Annotated in this window: 7 protein-coding genes; 4 read left to right on the top strand and 3 right to left on the bottom strand. The window is 64.1% G+C overall.

Features of this window, described 5'->3' with window-relative positions:
* Window positions 1–15: 15 nt before the first annotated feature.
* Both C4J87_RS17655 and C4J87_RS17650 read right to left on the bottom strand, forming a co-directional pair.
* Complete coding sequence (locus C4J87_RS17655) at window positions 16–297, bottom strand: pyrimidine/purine nucleoside phosphorylase (RefSeq protein ID WP_124367831.1); 282 nt, start codon at window positions 295–297, stop codon at window positions 16–18.
* Between the two features lie 200 nt (window positions 298–497).
* Window positions 498–1040: an exonuclease domain-containing protein gene (locus C4J87_RS17650; protein WP_057700884.1), complete on the bottom strand. Its 543-nt coding sequence runs from the start codon at window positions 1038–1040 to the stop codon at window positions 498–500.
* Between the two features lie 187 nt (window positions 1041–1227).
* Here C4J87_RS17650 and C4J87_RS17645 point away from each other — a divergent pair, with 187 nt between their 5' ends.
* Window positions 1228–1851, top strand: a complete 624-nt coding sequence (locus tag C4J87_RS17645) for a TetR/AcrR family transcriptional regulator (RefSeq protein ID WP_124367830.1) — start codon at window positions 1228–1230, stop codon at window positions 1849–1851.
* Window positions 1852–1941: 90 nt separating this feature from the next.
* The gene (locus tag C4J87_RS17640) at window positions 1942–2730 is read left to right on the top strand and encodes an ABC transporter substrate-binding protein (RefSeq protein WP_124363750.1); all 789 of its coding nucleotides are present in this window, start codon (window positions 1942–1944) and stop codon (window positions 2728–2730) included.
* A gap of 122 nt (window positions 2731–2852) precedes the next feature.
* On the opposite strand, the gene C4J87_RS17635 is transcribed toward C4J87_RS17640, so the two are convergent.
* Window positions 2853–3404, bottom strand: coding sequence for an RNA polymerase factor sigma-70 (locus C4J87_RS17635; RefSeq protein ID WP_124363749.1), 552 nt, complete (start codon window positions 3402–3404; stop codon window positions 2853–2855).
* 301 nt (window positions 3405–3705) lie between these two features.
* On the opposite strand from C4J87_RS17635, the gene C4J87_RS17630 reads away from it, so the two are divergent.
* On the top strand, window positions 3706–4458 hold the full coding sequence (locus tag C4J87_RS17630; protein ID WP_124367829.1) for a thioesterase II family protein: 753 nt from the start codon (window positions 3706–3708) through the stop codon (window positions 4456–4458).
* Between the two features lie 51 nt (window positions 4459–4509).
* A complete protein-coding gene (locus C4J87_RS17625; RefSeq protein ID WP_124367828.1) occupies window positions 4510–17406 on the top strand; it encodes a non-ribosomal peptide synthetase in 12897 nt (4298 codons plus the stop codon).
* Window positions 17407–17416: the final 10 nt, after the last annotated feature.

Genomic DNA, 17416 nt, shown 5'->3' with positions numbered 1-17416 from the left:
TGCGCCGAGTCAGGCTCAGCTGCGGTATTCGCACAGGTAAGCGGTGTCTACGCCAACCTTCAACTGGAATTTGCTGTTGGCCGGGACGTTGAACTGGCTGCCGGCGGCGAAGGTTTCCCACTCGGCGTCAGGCAGTTTGACGATCAGCGCGCCGGAAACGACGTGCATGATTTCACGCTGGTCGGTGCCGAATTCGTATTCACCCGGGGCCATCACGCCGATGGTCGCCGGGCCTTCCTCGGTGCCGAAAGCGATCGACTTGACGGTGCCGTCGAAGTATTCATTGACTTTGAACATGAGTGAATCCTCGGAAAAAAGGGTCAGAACTTACGCCAACCACTGTAGGAGCGAGCTTGCTCGCGAAAAACCTGAGAGCACCCCGTCAAACCAGATGCGCTGCGTTATCGTTGGCGATCTTCGCGAGCAAGCTCGCTCCTACAGGTGGGCAGCATTAAGGCAAAAAGGTTGATCAGTATGCCCAAGCCTTTCAGAGCTGCCTAGACCGGCAAAATCAGCGGCAACAGGCGTGCGGTGTTGCGCGCATCCTCCAGCGCCCGATGCTGCTGGCCGTTGAACTGCATCCCCGCCAATTGCAGCGCGCCATTAAGCCCCAAGGGCTTGTCCAGCCGCCGGGCCTTGGCGAACCGTTGCTTGAGGTTGACATGGGGCGTCTGGCCGAGCGCGCTGGCCAGGCCATGGCGTTGCCATTCCAGCTCAAGTTGCACACGGTCGTAATCGCCCCAGCTGGCCCAGCCTTCCAGGCGTGCCTGATGCTGGCCCAGCCAGCGCTCGAACAGCGGCCACACCTCGGTGATCGGCGTTGCCGCGTCGATATTGGCCTGGGTGATATGGGTCAATTGGCGGCAAAAAGGCGTCAGCAGCGGCCGCCGCAGCGGTCGCACGAAGCGCTGGAAGTGATCCAGCTCGCGGCCCTGGCGATTGACCAGGCTCGCGCCGATTTCGATGACTTCCATCTCCGTCACGGGCCAGCCGCCGTCATCCGTGGTGGCTTCAAGGTCAATAATCAGCCAATGAGGCATGCGCAGGTTCCCGTACTGTTCCTGTCCTGATGGGGATAGAGCGTAGCCGGGCCTTGTAGTTCCGCCCAGGGGGCTGATTCGCCTGGTTGGTAAACCCCGTACACAAGTTTTACCCAAGCGCTTGCTCGGGTGGCGGCCACGGCCTAAATTGCCGCCCAAGACGATAGTAGACATGAGGGACAGCAGCATGGACGACCCCCAAGCCCTGCGGGTGATGCGCACCCTGGTCGACGCTGGACAATTGACCGACCCCGAGAGTGCCCGGGGCAAGTTGCTGCAAACCGCGGCGCACCTGTTTCGCAACAAGGGCTTCGAGCGCACCACTGTGCGCGACCTGGCCAGTGCGGTGGGCATTCAGTCCGGCAGCATCTTTCATCACTTCAAGAGCAAGGACGAGATCCTGCGCGCAGTGATGGAAGAAACCATCCTCTACAACACCGCGATGGTGCGGGCTGCGCTGGAAGCAGCGAGCACGGTGCGCGAGCGCGTGTTGGCGCTGATCCGCTGCGAATTGCAGTCGATCATGGGCGGCAGCGGTGAGGCGATGGCGGTGCTGGTGTACGAATGGCGTTCGTTGTCTGCCGACGGCCAGGCCCAGGTACTGGCCCTGCGTGATGTGTATGAGGACATCTGGCTGCAGGTACTGGGCGAAGCCAAGGCCGCCGGTTATATCAGGGGCGACGTGTTCATCACCCGGCGCTTCCTGACCGGCGCGTTATCCTGGACCACCACGTGGTTTCGCACCCAAGGCAGCCTGACCCTCGAAGAGCTGGCCGACGAAGCGCTGTTGATGGTGCTCAAGGCGGACTGAAGTGCGGCTATTAATTTGCGGGTGAACATTGTCTCCCCAGGGAAAAACGCCTAGCTTATCGCCATCATAGAATTCACGGTGTGTGCCTAGATGTTTTCGCCATGGCGGCTGGCTGCAGGACTGACATTTTGGGCATTGGGTACCGCAGGGTGGACGCAGGCCAGCGCCGCGCAGTTGGTGAGGATCGGCGCGGCACATTTTCCGCCGTATACCGTACGCCCTGAGCAAGGCGCCGATACCGGATTGCTGCCGCAATTGGTCGAAGCGCTGAACGCCGTGCAAAGCGACTATCAGTTTGTGCTGGTGCCCACTTCGATTCCCAGGCGTTTTCGCGATTTCGAGCAAGGCCGGGTCGACATGGCGATCTTTGAAAACCCGTCCTGGGGCTGGAAAGACGTGGCCCATACCAGCGTCGACATGGGCCTGGAAGACGCTGAAATCTTCGTCGCCGAGCGTGAGCCCGGTCGCGACCAAAGCTATTTCAGCGACCTTGCCGGCAAACGCCTGGCGGTGTTCAGCGGCTATCACTACGCCTTCGCCAACTTCAACCCCGACCCCAAGTACCTGGCCGAGCACTTCAACGCAACGTTGACGTACTCCCATGACAGCAACTTGCTGATGGTCGCCCGCAGGCGTGCTGATATCGCCTTGGTCACCCGTTCGTACCTGAGTGACTTCATGGTGCGCAATGCCGAGATGGCGGGGACATTCCTGGTGTCGGAGCGCATCGACCAGGTCTATCACCATTACGCGTTGCTACGGCCCAAAGCCCCGATCACCGGGCCTGCGTTTGCCGGGTTGCTCAAGCAGCTGCGGGATAATGGCCAGATGCTCAAGATCTTCGAGCCTTATCGCATCGATGTAATGCCAGTTCCCTGAGAGCGCAGGAAATCAAATGTGGGAGGGGGCTTGCCCCCGATGGCGGTGGGTCAGTAACAGATGTGTTTACTGACACTCCCCCATCGGGAGCAAGCCCCCTCCCACATTTGTTTCTGTTGCTTTCAGACCCTGCGCGCAAACGTATCGCTGTGGTTGCCCGACACCTTGCGGCAGTGCACCAGCGCATCGCGGATCATGAAGTTCACCAAGGTCGGCGAAACCCCGAGTTCCTTGGCGATATCCTTCTGCGGTACGCCGTGCAGGCGGTACATCTCGAAGGCGTAGCGGGTGCGCTGCGGCAGCTCGGTCAGGGCGTCGGCGATGTTTTCCAGGGTGTTGAAATTGATATGGGAAGTTTCCGGTGAAGCGCCGTGGATCACCACATTCAAGCCTTCCTCTTCGGTGCCGGAATACTTGAGTTCCAGGGCCTGCTTGCGGTAGTGATCGATCGCCAGGTTGCGCACGATCTGGAACAGATAGCTCAGTTGGGCCTTGAACGACGAAGTGATCGTCGGGGCCGACTGCAGCCGAAAATAAGCGTCCTGCACCACATCCTCGGCGCGGGAACGACAGCCGGTAATACGTGCCGCGATCTTCACCAGGATCAGTCGATTGTCGACGAACGCCTGGAGAAGTGGTGAGTCGCACCTGCCTGTGGATACTGGTTCCGTCATGGAAATCACCTGGTTGCAAAAGAGGTTAGGGGAGGGCGTCCTTGCTGAGGCCTCCTACACATCGGGCAACAAATTATGCTGAATGATAATGATTGTCAAATGAGAAGGCGAACTAATCTTATGCCTTCCGGTAAGGTGTGAACCGCGTCTCGCTCGCCCCCGGCGACTAATTATTTGCCGGGGCCGTCCGTTCTTCTGGGTGACAGGCCTGTAAACAAACGGCCAAGGATCAGCACCCGCAGGAGGGCGAAATGGGTTTTTATCGTGCACACAGCGTGTTTCAGCTTGGAGTCCTCGGGTGATGAGTACGCCAACGCCGCTGCGCCTGTTCTGCCTGCCCCATTCCGGCGCGAGCGCCTCGGTCTACGCACGTTGGCGCCGCGTGCTGCCGGATTGGTTGCAGGTGTGCCCACTGGAATTGCCGGGGCGTGGCATGCGCATGGGCGAGCCGCTACAGCGCGATATCAAGGCCTTGGCTGCCCAGCTCGCGACTGAAATCAGCCGCGACCTCAATGGTCCCTATGCGTTGTTCGGCCACAGCCTCGGCGGCCTGTTGGCGTTCGAACTGGCCCATGCATTGAAAGCGCGCAATGTGCCGGCGCCGCTGGCGTTGTTCGCCTCCGGCACCGCCGGCCCGGCGCGGCGCGATGTCAGCGAATACGCCATCGAAAAGACCGACGAACAACTGATCGCCCGCTTGCGCGAACTGCAGGGCACCTGCGACGCCGCGTTGGCCAATGCTGAATTGATGGAGTTGATGCTGCCGATCCTGCGCGCCGATTTCCTGCTGTGCGGCAGCTTCACCTATGGCGAGCGCGAGCCCCTGGGCGTGTCGATCCATGTGTTCGGCGGCAAGCAGGACAGCGTGCGCGCCGACCAATTGCTCGACTGGCAGCTTGAGGCCGCCAGCGGCTTTTCCCTCGACATGTTCGACGGTCACCACTTCTTCCTCGTGCAGCACGAAAGCGCCGTGCTGCGCTGTGTGCGCCGCTATGCCGACGAGCACCTGGCCCGCTGGCGCCTTGGCGCGGCGCGGCAACTGGCCGCCGGCTGAATCTCACCGACTTCCCGACTTTCCCGTAAGCCGATTTCAGGCAGGAACCCCATGATGGACGCCTTCGAACTTCCCCGCACCCTGGTCCAGTCCCTCCAACGCCGTGCCGCACAGACGCCGGACCAGATAGCCCTGCGCTTTCTGGCCGAGTCCGCCGAGCACAGCGTGGTGCTCAGCTACCGTGACCTGGACCAACGCGCCCGCACCATCGCTGCCGCCTTGCAAGCCGATGTCGCGATGGGCGAGCGCGCAGTGCTGTTGTTCCCCAGCGGCCCGGACTATGTCGCAGCGTTCTTCGGCTGCCTGTACGCCGGGGTAATCGCGGTGCCGGCCTATCCGCCGGAATCCACCAAGCGGCATCACCAGGAGCGCTTGCTGTCGATCATCAGCGATGCCGAGCCGCGCCTGCTGCTGACCATCGCCAGTCTCGGCGAAAGCCTGGCGCAGGTTGACCACGCACCACCGGTCTTGAGCGTAGACACCCTCGACGCACAGCTGGCCGATCACTGGGTCGCCCCCGCGCTGCAAGCCGACGACATTGCCTTCCTGCAATACACCTCCGGCTCCACCGCGTTGCCCAAGGGCGTGCAAGTCAGCCACGGCAACCTGGTGGCTAACGAAGTGCTGATCCGTCGCGGCTTTGGCATCGACCTCAACCCGCACGATGTCATCGTCAGCTGGCTGCCGCTCTACCACGACATGGGGCTGATCGGCGGCCTGCTGCAGCCGATCTTCAGCGGCGTGCCGTGCGTGTTGATGTCGCCGGCCTACTTTCTGGCGCGGCCGTTGCGCTGGCTGGAAGCGATCAGCGAATACGGCGGCACCATCAGCGGCGGCCCGGATTTCGCCTACCGCCTGTGCAGCGAACGGGTCAGCGAGTCGGCCCTGGAACGCCTGGACCTGAGCCAGTGGCGCGTGGCCTATTCCGGCTCCGAACCGATCCGGCTGGACACCCTGGAACGTTTTATCGACAAGTTCTCCGCCTGCGGTTTCACCTCAAGCAATTTCTTTGCTTCCTACGGCCTGGCCGAGGCGACCCTGTTCGTCGCGGGCGGCACCCGTGGCCAAGGCATCCCTGCGCTGCACGTCGATGAGCACGCGCTGGCCGCCAACCGCGCCGCGCCGGGGCAGGGCAGGGCCGTCATGAGTTGCGGCACTCAGCAGCCGGACCACGCCGTGCTGATCGCCGATCCCCACACGCTGAGCGAGTTGGCCGACAATTGCGTGGGCGAACTCTGGGCGAGCGGCCCGAGCATCGCCCAGGGTTACTGGCGCAACCCTGAAGCCACCGCCAAGACATTCGTCCAGCACGCCGGCCGGACCTGGCTGCGCACCGGCGACCTGGGGTTTATCCGTGACGGTGAGGTGTACATCACCGGGCGCTTGAAAGACCTGCTGATCGTGCGCGGGCACAACCTGTATCCACAGGACATCGAGCAAACCATCGAGCGTGAGGTCGAGGTGGTGCGCAAAGGCCGGGTGGCGGCCTTTGCGGTGAATGATCAGGGCCTGGAAGGCATTGGCATCGCTGCGGAAATCAGCCGCAGCGTGCAGAAAATCCTGCCGCCCGAAGCGCTGATCAAGGCGATTCGCCAAGCGGTGGCCGAGGCTTACCAAGAGGCGCCTAGCGTGGTGGTGCTGCTCAACCCTGGCGCGCTGCCGAAAACCTCCAGCGGCAAGGTGCAACGGGCGGCGTGTGCGCTGCGCCATGCCGATGGCAGCCTCGACCGCTATGCGCAGTTCCCCGAGGTGCAAGCGCCGGCGAGTGAGGTCGCGCTGGCGTCGGCCCTGCAACAGCAGATCGCGGCGATCTGGTGTGAGCAGCTGCAAGTGGCCACGGTTGCCGCCGATGATCATTTTTTCCTGCTTGGCGGCAACTCCATCAGTGCCACCCAGGTGGTCGCGCGCCTGCGTGAAACCCTGGGCCTGGAGCTGAACCTGCGCCTGCTGTTCGAGGCGCCCACCCTGCAAGGCTTTGCCGCCAGCGTCGCGCAGGTGCAGCAGGCCGGCGGCGTTGCACAAGGCGCAATGGATGCGCTGTCGCGCCAGCACGAGCTGCCGCAATCCCTGGCCCAGAACCGCTTGTGGATCACCTGGCAGCTGGACCCTCACAGCAGCGCCTACACCATCCCCGGCGCCCTGCGCCTGCGCGGCGCGTTGGATGAAGACGCGCTGCGCTCAAGCTTCCAGCACCTGGTCCAGCGCCACGAAGCCCTGCGCACGCGTTTCTATGAGCGTGACGGCGAAGGGTTCCAGCGCATCGAGTCCAGTGCGGTGTTCGACCTGCACACCATCGACCTCAGCGACCTGCCCGGCGCCGAGCGCGAAGCCCGTGCGCAGCAAATCCGTGAAGACCAGGCACGTACTTCGTTCGACCTGGAAAAAGGCCCGCTGCTGCGGGTGACCCTGGTGCGCCTGGATGAAGAAGACCACCAGTTGCTGGTCACCCTGCACCACATCATCGCCGATGGCTGGTCGCTGACTATTCTGATCGACGAGTTCTCCCGTCTCTACGCGGCCGCGTCCCAGGGCCAGCCCCTGGAGCTGCCGCCACTGAGCCTGCAATACGCCGACTACGGCAGTTGGCAGCGCCAATGGCTGGCCGCAGGTGAAGGCCAGCGGCAACTGGCGTACTGGCAGGCAACGCTTGAGGGCGATCACCCGACGCTCGACCTCGCCACTGACCACCCGCGCTCGGCGCAGCGTCTGAACAGCGCCTCGCGCCATACCGTACGCCTGAGCGCCAAGCTCAGTGACGCGATTCGCCAGACCGCACAGGCCCATGAAGCCACCCCCTTCATGCTGCTGCTGGCCGCGTTCCAGACGCTGTTGTATCGCTACAGCGGCCAGCGCGATATCCGCATCGGCGTGCCCAACGCCAATCGCTCGCGCCAGGAAACCCAAGGGCTGGTCGGGTTCTTCATCAACACCCTGGTATTGCGCGCCGAGCTCGACGGGCTCCAGCCTTTCAACCAGCTGTTGGCCGCGACACGCCAGGCTGCATTGGACGCCCAGGCGCATCAGGACCTGCCGTTCGAACAACTGCTGGAGGCCTTCCCCCAGGCGCGGGAACAGGGCCTGTTCCAGGTCATGTTCAACCACCAGCAACGTGACCTCAGCGCCCTGCGCCGCCTGCCGGGCCTGCTCGCCGAGGAACTGCCGTGGCACAGCCGTGAAGCCAAGTTCGACCTGCAACTGCACAGCGAAGCAGACCGCACCGGGCGCTTGAGCCTGGCCTTCGACTACGCCGATGAGCTGTTCGAGCCGGCAACCGTGCAGCGCCTGGCCGAGCATTACATCCACCTGCTGCAAGCGGTCTGCGAACAACCGCAGCAAGCCTTGGGCGAGCTGAAACTGACCGCAGAGGACGAGCAACAGGCATGGAGCCAGGCACCCTGCGCGCCGGCCCGGCAGTGGTTGCCCGAGCTGCTCAACCAGCACACTTCGCACGCCCCCGCGCTGGTCTGGCAAGCTGGCAGCCTGAGCTTTGCCCAGTTGCATACCCAGGCCAACCGTCTGGCACATTACCTGCGCGACAAGGGCGTCGGCCCGGACGTCTGCGTGGGCATCGCCGCCGAGCGTTCGCCGCAGTTGCTGATCGGCCTGCTGGCGATCCTCAAGGCCGGCGGTGCTTATGTGCCGCTCGACCCGGAGTACCCCGCCGAGCGCCTGGCCTACATGCTCGAGGACAGCGGCGTGCACCTGCTGTTGACCCAAACCGCACTGCTGGAACAACTGCCGACGGTGGCAGGCGTGTGTGTGATCGCCATGGACAGCCTGCACCTGGACCGCTGGCCGACCCAGCCACCGGGCCTGCACCTGCACGGCGACAACCTCGCCTACGTGATCTACACCTCCGGCTCCACCGGCCAGCCCAAGGGCGTGGGCAATACCCATGCGGCGCTGGCCGAGCGGTTGCAGTGGATGCAGGCCACCTACACGTTGGATGCCAGCGACGTGCTGATGCAAAAGGCGCCGATCAGTTTCGACGTGTCGGTGTGGGAGTGCTTCTGGCCGCTGATCACAGGGTGCCGTCTGGTACTGGCCGGCCCTGGCGAGCACCGTGATCCTCATTGCATCGCGCAATTGGTGCAGGAACATGGCGTGACCACGTTGCACTTCGTGCCGCCGCTGTTGCAGTTGTTTATCGATGAACCCTTGGTTACCGAATGCACCAGCCTGCGCCGGCTGTTCTCCGGCGGCGAAGCCTTGCCCGCGCAGTTGCGCAACCGCGTCCTGGCACGCCTGCCGGCGGTGCAGTTGCACAACCGTTATGGCCCGACCGAAACCGCGATCAACGTCACCCATTGGCACTGCGCCGTGGAGGATGGCGAGCGCTCGCCGATTGGCCGGCCACTGGGCAATGTGATCTGCCGGGTGCTGGACGAACAGCTCAACCCGTTGCCGGCCGGTGTGCCGGGTGAACTGTGCATCGGCGGCATCGGCCTGGCGCGCGGTTACCTCGGCCGTGCGGGGCTCACCGCCGAACGCTTTGTCGCCGACCCGCTGGGCGCAGCCGGGACGCGTCTGTATCGCACCGGTGACCGTGCGCGCTGGAGTGTCGATGGCGTGCTTGAATATCTGGGCCGTCTCGATCAGCAGGTCAAGCTGCGCGGCTTTCGGGTGGAACCGCAGGAAATCGAAGCCCGCCTGTTGGCGTTGGACGGCATCGCCCACGCCGTGGTGCAGGTACGGGACGGCCAGTTGATCGGTTACTACACCGGCCCGGCCGAACTGGATGCACAGGCAGTGAAAGCCGCCCTGGCCGTTGACCTGCCCGAGTACATGGTGCCTGCCTACCTCATGCGCCTGGACGCGATGCCCCTGAGCCCCAGTGGCAAACTCGACCGCCGCGCACTGCCCGAACCGGTGTGGCAAACCCGCGAACACGTCGAACCCGAAACGCCGTTGCAGCAGCAAATTGCCGCGATCTGGCGCGAAGTGCTCGGCCTGCCCCGTATTGGCCTGCGCGACGACTTTTTCGCCCTCGGCGGCCACTCGCTGCTGGCAACGCAAATCGTCTCCCGCACCCGCCAGGCCTGCGATGTCGAACTGCCGTTGCGCACCTTGTTCGACGCCAGCGAGCTGGGTGCGTTTGCCGAGCAGGTCGGGTTGATCCAGGCCTCGGGCCAACGCAACCAACAGACTGCAATCGCCAAGGTCGACCGCAGCCAACCCGTGCCGCTGTCCTATTCCCAGCAGCGCATGTGGTTCCTCTGGCAGATGGAACCGGACAGCCCGGCTTATAACGTTGGCGGCATGGCGCGCTTGCGCGGGGTGCTGGACGTGGGGCGTTTCGAGGCGGCGTTGCAGGCCTTGATCATGCGTCACGAAACCCTGCGCACCACCTTCCCGAGCGTCGATGGCGTGGCCTGTCAGAAAGTCTCGCCACAGACCGGCCTGCGCATGGACTGGCAGGACGTCTCGGCGCTGACTGAAACCGAGCGTCAGCAGCGTTTGCAGCAACTGGCGGATCAGGAAGCGCATACGCCATTCAACCTGGAAACCGGGCCGTTGCTGCGCGCCTGCCTGGTCAAGGCCGGCGAACAAGAGCATTACCTGGTGCTGACCCTGCACCATATCGTCACCGAAGGCTGGGCCATGGACATCTTTGCCCGTGAACTCAGTGCGCTCTACGAAGCCTTCATCGACGAGCGCGACTCACCGCTGGCGCCGCTGCCGGTGCAATACCTGGACTACAGCGTGTGGCAGCGCCAGTGGTTGGAAGCGGGCGAGCGGCAACGCCAGCTGGATTACTGGACCGCGCAACTGGGCAGCGAACACCCGCTGCTGGAGCTGCCTGGTGACCGCCCGCGCCCAGCGGTGCAAAGTCACCGGGGCGAGCTGTACCGCTTCGACCTGAGCGACGCATTGGCCACCCGTGTTCGCGCGTTCAACGCCGAGCATGGCCTGACTCTGTTCATGACCATGACCGCCACCCTGGCCGTGTTGCTCTACCGCTACAGCGGCCAGACCGACCTGCGCATCGGCGCGCCGGTAGCCAATCGGATCCGTCCGGAAAGCGAAGGGCTGATCGGTGCGTTCCTCAACACCCAGGTAGTGCGTTGCCAACTCGATGGGCAGATGAATGTCGCGCAGCTGTTCGAGCAGGTGCGTCACACCGTGATCGAAGGCCAGTCCCATCAGGACCTGCCGTTCGACCATCTGGTGGAGGCGCTGCAACCGCCGCGCAGCGCCGCATATAACCCGCTGTTCCAGGTGATGTGCAACGTGCAGCGCTGGGAGTTCCAGCAACGCCGCCAACTGGCCGGCATGAGCGTCGAGTACCTGGCCAACGATGCCCGCGCCACCAAGTTCGACCTCAACCTGGAAGTCACTGACCTCGATCATCGCCTGGGCTGCTGCCTGACCTACAGCACCGATTTGTTCGACGAGCCGCGCATTGCCCGCATGGCCGCGCATTGGCGCAACCTGCTGGAAGCGCTGATCGACAACCCGCAGCAACGCCTCAGCGAATTGCCCCTGCTCAGCGCCACCGAGCAGTGCGCCGTGCAGGACAGCCTCGGGGTGGAGGCCGGTGAGCATCGGCTCGACCAGTGCATTCACCCACTGTTCAGTGAGCAGGCGCGCAAGCGTGCCGATGCGCCGGCGCTGACCTTTGCCGGGGTGACGCTCACTTACGCCGAGCTTGACGCCCGCGCCAATCGCCTGGCCTGGATGCTGCGCGAGCGCGGCGTTGGCCCGCAGATGCGCGTCGGCCTGGCGCTGCCGCGTTCGCTGGAAATGGTCATCGGCCTGCTGGCGATCCTCAAGGCCGGCGGCGCCTACGTGCCGCTGGACCCGGAATACCCGCTGGACCGCCTGCATTACATGATCGAAGACAGCGGCATCGGCCTGCTGCTCAGCGATGCGCCGATGTTCGAAGCCCTCGGCCCGTTGCCGGCGAGCGTCGCGACCTGGTGCCTGGAACACGACCTGCCGCTGCTGAGCAACTACCCGGCCGGCGAGCTGCCGATGATCAGCCTGGCGCAACACCCGGCGTACCTGATCTACACCTCAGGTTCCACCGGCAAGCCCAAAGGCGTGGTGGTGTGCCATGGCGAAATCGCCATGCATTGCCAGGCGGTGATCGAGCGTTTTGGCATGCGCCCGGACGACTGCGAACTGCACTTTTATTCGATCAACTTCGACGCCGCCACCGAGCGCTTGCTGGTGCCGTTGCTCAGTGGTGCTCAGGTGGTTTTGCGTGCCCAGGGCCAGTGGGATGCCGAGGAAATCTGCGCGCTGATCCGCACCCACCGCATCAGCATCCTCGGGTTTACGCCCAGCTACGGCAGCCAGTTGGCGCAATGGCTGGCCACGCAACAGCAGACCCTGCCGGTGCGCATGTGCATCACCGGCGGTGAAGCCTTGACCGGCGAACACCTGCAGCGCATTCGCAGCGCGTTCCAGCCACAGGTGTTCTTCAACGCTTATGGCCCGACCGAAACCGTGGTGATGCCGCTGGCCTGCCTGGCGCCGGAGCAACTGGAAGAGGGCGCCGCCAGCGTACCGATTGGCAGCATCATCGGCGCACGCGTGGCTTACATTCTTGATGCCGACCTGGCCCTGGTGCCGCAAGGCGCAAGCGGTGAGTTGTATGTCGGCGGGGCAGGCCTGGCCCAGGGGTATCACCAGCGTGCGGGGATGACGGCGGAGCGTTTTGTCGCTGACCCGTTCGCGGCGAATGGCGGGCGTCTGTACCGCACCGGTGACCTGGTGCGCCAACGTGCCGATGGGTTGGTGGAATACTTGGGGCGTATCGACCATCAAGTGAAGATTCGCGGGTTCCGCATTGAGTTGGGCGAGATCGAAACCCGCCTGTTGGAACATGACGCCGTGCGCGAAGCGGTGGTGCTGGCGCTGGATTCACCGAGTGGCAAACAGCTGGTGGCGTATCTGGTCAGCGACGCTGAGCACGGCGCGTTGCGTGACGCGGTGAAGGCCCGGCTCAAGGCGCAACTGCCGGACTACATGGTGCCCGCCCATGTGATGGTGCTCGACAGCATGCCGCTGACCGCCAACGGCAAGCTCGACCGGCGTGCCTTGCCCGAGCCGGACCCCGAGGCGAATCGCCAACACTACGTGGCGCCACGCAACGCGTTGGAGCAAAGCCTGGCAGCGATCTGGTGCGCGGTGTTGAACCTGCAGCAAGTCGGCCTGGACGATAACTTCTTTGAGCTGGGCGGCGATTCCATCCTGTCGATCCAGGTGGTCAGCCGTGCGCGGCAGGCGGGCATTCATTTCAGCCCGCGTGACCTGTTCCAGCACCAGACCGTGCAAAGCCTGGCCGCCGTTGCCACGCGCGCCGAGCAGGTCAGCGCCGAGCAAGGTGTGATTACCGGAGCTTCGGGCCTTACGCCGATCCAGCAGTGGTTCTTCGACACTGACATTCCGGCGCGTCAGCACTGGAACCAGGCGCTGCTGCTCAAGCCGCTGCAACTGCTCGACCCACACCGCCTGGAGCAGGCCCTGCTGGCGGTGCTGGAGCATCACGACGCGCTGCGCCTGAGCTTCACCCGCCGCGACGCCCAATGGCACGCCGAACACCTGGCCGTGCCGCAAGGCGGCGTACTGATGCAGGCGCAAGTGCGCGACATGGCCGACTGCACCGCGCTGTGCACCGACACCCAGCGCAGCCTCGACCTGGAACACGGCCCGCTGCTGCGTGCCTTGCTGGTGGACGGCCCCCAAGGCCAGCAGCGCCTGCTGATCGTCATCCATCACCTGGTGGTGGACGGCGTGTCATGGCGCGTGTTGCTCGAGGACCTGCAAACTGTTTATCGCCAACTGAGCGATGGCCAGTCCGTCAGCCTGCCGGCCAAGACCAGCGCGTTGCGCGAGTGGGCGGCGCGTTTGCAGGCGTATGCCCACAGCGAATCCCTGCGCGAAGAACTGAGCCTGTGGCAAGCGCAGTTGGCGGGCCCGGCGCTGGCGTTGCCGGTGGCTCGCCCACAAGGTGCACGGCGCAACCGTGACGCCGAGACGGTCAGCGTGCGCCTGGATGCCGAACGCACCCGGCAATTGCTGCAACACGCGCCGAGCGCCTACCGCACCCAGGTCAACGACCTGTTGCTGACCGCCCTGGCCCGCGTGCTGTGCCGCTGGAGCGGCCACGATTCGGCGTTGATTCAACTGGAAGGCCACGGCCGCGAAAGCCTGTTCGATGACATCGACCTGACCCGCAGCGTCGGCTGGTTCACCAGTGCTTATCCGCTGCGCCTGACCCCGCAGGCGCAACCGGGCGATTCGATCAAGGCCATCAAGGAGCAACTGCGCGGCGTACCGCATAAAGGCCTGGGCTACGGCGTGCTGCGCTACCTGGCGGACGACCTGTGCAAACGCACCCTGGCGGCGTTGCCGAGCGCCGCGATTACCTTCAATTACCTCGGCCAGTTCGACCAGAGCTTCGGCACCGATGCGCTGTTCCATCCGCTGGATGAATCCGCCGGGCTCGCGCACGATCCGGACGCACCGCTGCCCAACGAGCTGAGCGTCGACAGCCAGGTGTACGGCGGCGAACTGGTGCTGCGCTGGACCTTCAGCCGCGAACGCCACGATCAAGACACTATCCGCGCACTGGCCGAGGCGTATCTGGCCGAACTGCACAGCCTGATCGCCCATTGTCTCGAAAACGATGCCGGCGGCTTCACGCCGTCCGACTTCCCGCTGGCCCAACTGACCCAGGCGCAGTTGGACAGCTTGCCAGTACCCGCCAACGTCATCGAAGACGTCTACCCGCTGACCCCGATGCAAGAGGGCCTGCTGCTGCACACCCTGCTGGAACCGGGCACCGGCCTGTATTACATGCAGGACCGCTACCGCATCAACAGCGCCCTGGACCCCGAGCGTTTCGCCGAGGCCTGGCAACGGGTGATCGCCCGCCACGAAGCCTTGCGCGCCTCGTTCTGCTGGAACGTCGGCGAAGACATGCTGCAAGTGATCCACAAGCCGGGCAGCACGCCGATCGAATACCTGGACTGGAGCGCCGATCCCGAGCACGAGCACGAACCGCGTCTGCAAGCCTTGCTCAAGGCCGAGCGCGAAGCCGGTTTCGATCTGCTCAACCAGGCGCCGTTCCACCTGCGCCTGATCCGTGTGGGCGAGGCGCGCTACTGGTTCATGATGAGCAACCACCACATTCTCATCGATGCCTGGTGCCGTTCGCTTTTGATGAATGATTTTTTCGAAATCTACAGGGCCCTGGGCGAAGGTCGCGATGCGCAACTGGCAACGCCGCCGCGTTACCGCGACTACATCGCCTGGCTGCAACGCCAGGACCTGAACGAAGCGCGCCAGTGGTGGCAGCACAACTTGCAAGGGTTCGAGCGCACCACGCCGATCCCGAGCGACCGGCCCTTCCTGCGCGAACATGCCGGCCACAGCGGCGGCATGGTGGTCGGCGATTGTTACACCCGCCTGGATGCCCGTGATGGTGCGCAATTGCGCGAGCTGGCCCAGGCCCACCAATTGACGGTCAACACCTTCGCCCAGGCGGCCTGGGCGTTGGTACTGCGGCGCTTGAGCGGCGAGCGTGACGTGCTGTTCGGCGTCACCGTGGCCGGGCGTCCGGTGCAGATGCCCGAGATGCAACGCACCGTCGGCCTGTTCATCAACAGCATCGCCCTGCGGGTAAAACTGCCGGCAGACGACCAGCGTTGCAGCGTGCGCGACTGGCTGAGCGGCCTACTCGACAGCAATATGCAATTGCGCGAGTACGAATACCTGCCCTTGGTAACGATTCAGGAACTCAGCGAACTGCCCAAGGGCCAGCCGCTGTTCGACAGCCTGTTCGTGTTCGAAAACGCCCCGGTGGAAAGCTCGGTGCTGAGCCACGCGCAAAGCCTGAAGGCTACCTCGGACTCCGGCCGCACCCACACCAACTTCCCGCTGACCGCCGTGTGCTACCCCAGCGATGATCTTGGCCTGCACTTGTCCTATGACCAGCGCTACTTCGATGAAAGCACCGTGCAAGGCATGCTCGGCGAGTTCAAACGGTTACTGCTGGCGCTGGTGCAGGGCTTCCATGGCGACATGGCCGAGCTGGCGCTGATTGGCGAGCAGGAACGTGAATTCCTGGTGCACGGCTGCAACCAGAGCGAACACGACTATCCGCTGCAGCGCAGTTATGTCGAGCTGTTCGAGGAACAGGTGGCGCAGCATCCGCAGCGTATCGCCGCCAGTTGTCTTGACCGGCAATGGAGCTATGACGAGTTGAACCGGCGCAGTAACGGCCTGGGGCATGCGCTGATCGCGGCGGGTGTCGGCCCGGACCAGCCGGTGGCGTTGCTGGCCGAGCGTAATCTGGAGCTGCTGGGCATGATCATCGGCAGCTTCAAGGCCGGTGCCGGCTACTTGCCGCTGGATCCTGGGCTGCCGAGCCCGCGCCTGCGCCGCATCATCGACCTGAGCCGCACGCCGTTGCTGGTGTGCAGCGAAGCCTGCCGGGAACAGGCCATCGAACTGCTCGAAGGCTTCGACTGCCAGTTGCTGGTGTGGGAGGAAGTACCGGCTCGTGGCGAGAATCCCGGTGTCTATAGCGCTCCGGACAACCTCGCCTATGTGATCTATACCTCGGGTTCCACCGGCTTGCCCAAAGGCGTGATGGTCGAACAGCGCGGCATGCTCAATAACCAGTTGAGCAAGGTGCCCTACCTGCAACTGAGCGAGACGGATGTGATCGCGCAGACGGCTTCGCAAAGCTTCGATATTTCCGTGTGGCAATTCCTCGCCGCGCCGCTGTTCGGCGCGCGGGTAGACATCGTGCCCAACAGCCTTGCCCATGATCCCCAGGGTTTGCTGGCTCACGTCCAGGCACAAGGCATTACTGTGCTGGAAAGCGTGCCGTCACTGATCCAGGGCATGCTCGCCCAGGACGCTGTCCGCCTTGACGGCCTGCGCTGGATGCTGCCGACCGGGGAAGCGATGCCGCCGGAGCTGGCGCACCAGTGGCTGTTGCGCTACCCGCACATCGGCCTGGTCAACGCATACGGCCCGGCGGAATGCTCGGACGATGTGGCGTTCTACCGTGTCGACCTGGCCTCGACGCGGGGCACCTATTTGCCGATTGGCATGCCCACCGACAACAACCGCTTGTACCTGTTGGACGGCGCACTGGAATTGGTGCCCCAAGGCGCTGTCGGCGAACTGTGCGTGGCCGGTATCGGGGTCGGTCGTGGTTACGTCAGCGACCCGTTGCGCACCGCACCGGTGTTCGTGCCGAACCCGTTCGGCGCACCGGGCGAGCGGCTGTACCGCACCGGCGACCTGGCACGGCGGCGCAGTGACGGCGTGTTGGAGTATGTCGGGCGGGTTGACCACCAGGTGAAGATTCGCGGCTACCGCATCGAACTGGGTGAAATCGAAGCGCGCCTGCACGAACAACCCGAGGTGCGTGATGCGGCGGTCGGTGTCCAGGAGGGCGTCAACGGCAAGCACCTGGTTGGCTATTTGGTGGCTGCGGATGAGGCGTTGAACCCTGGCGAACGCCTGGACCGTATCAAGCAACGCCTGCGCGCCGAACTGCCGGAATACATGGTGCCGCTGCACTGGCTCTGGCTCGAACGCCTGCCGCTCAACGCCAACGGCAAACTCGACCGCAAGGCCCTGCCGGCCTTGGAGATCGGCCAGTTGCACAGCCAGGACTACCTGGCACCGCGCAACGCGCTGGAAGCTACCCTGGCCGACATTTGGGCCGAGGTGCTCAAGGTCGAACGGGTAGGGGTGCAGGACAACTTCTTCGAACTGGGCGGGCACTCGCTGCTGGCCACGCAGATTGCGTCGCGGGTGCAGAAGACGCTGCAGCGGGATGTGCCGCTGCGGGCGATGTTCGAATGCAGCACGGTGGCGGAGCTGACCGAGTATATCGAGGGGTTGGCGGGGAATGAGATCAGTGCCGAGAAGGTGGATCGGTTGAGTGATTTGATGGCGGAGTTGGAGGGGTTGTGAGGCGGCCGTT

Origin of the sequence: Pseudomonas sp. R1-43-08 (assembly GCF_003852255.1) — a bacterium.
In the GTDB taxonomy this organism is placed as follows: domain Bacteria; phylum Pseudomonadota; class Gammaproteobacteria; order Pseudomonadales; family Pseudomonadaceae; genus Aquipseudomonas.
This window is presented reverse-complemented; position numbering and strand designations above follow the sequence as displayed.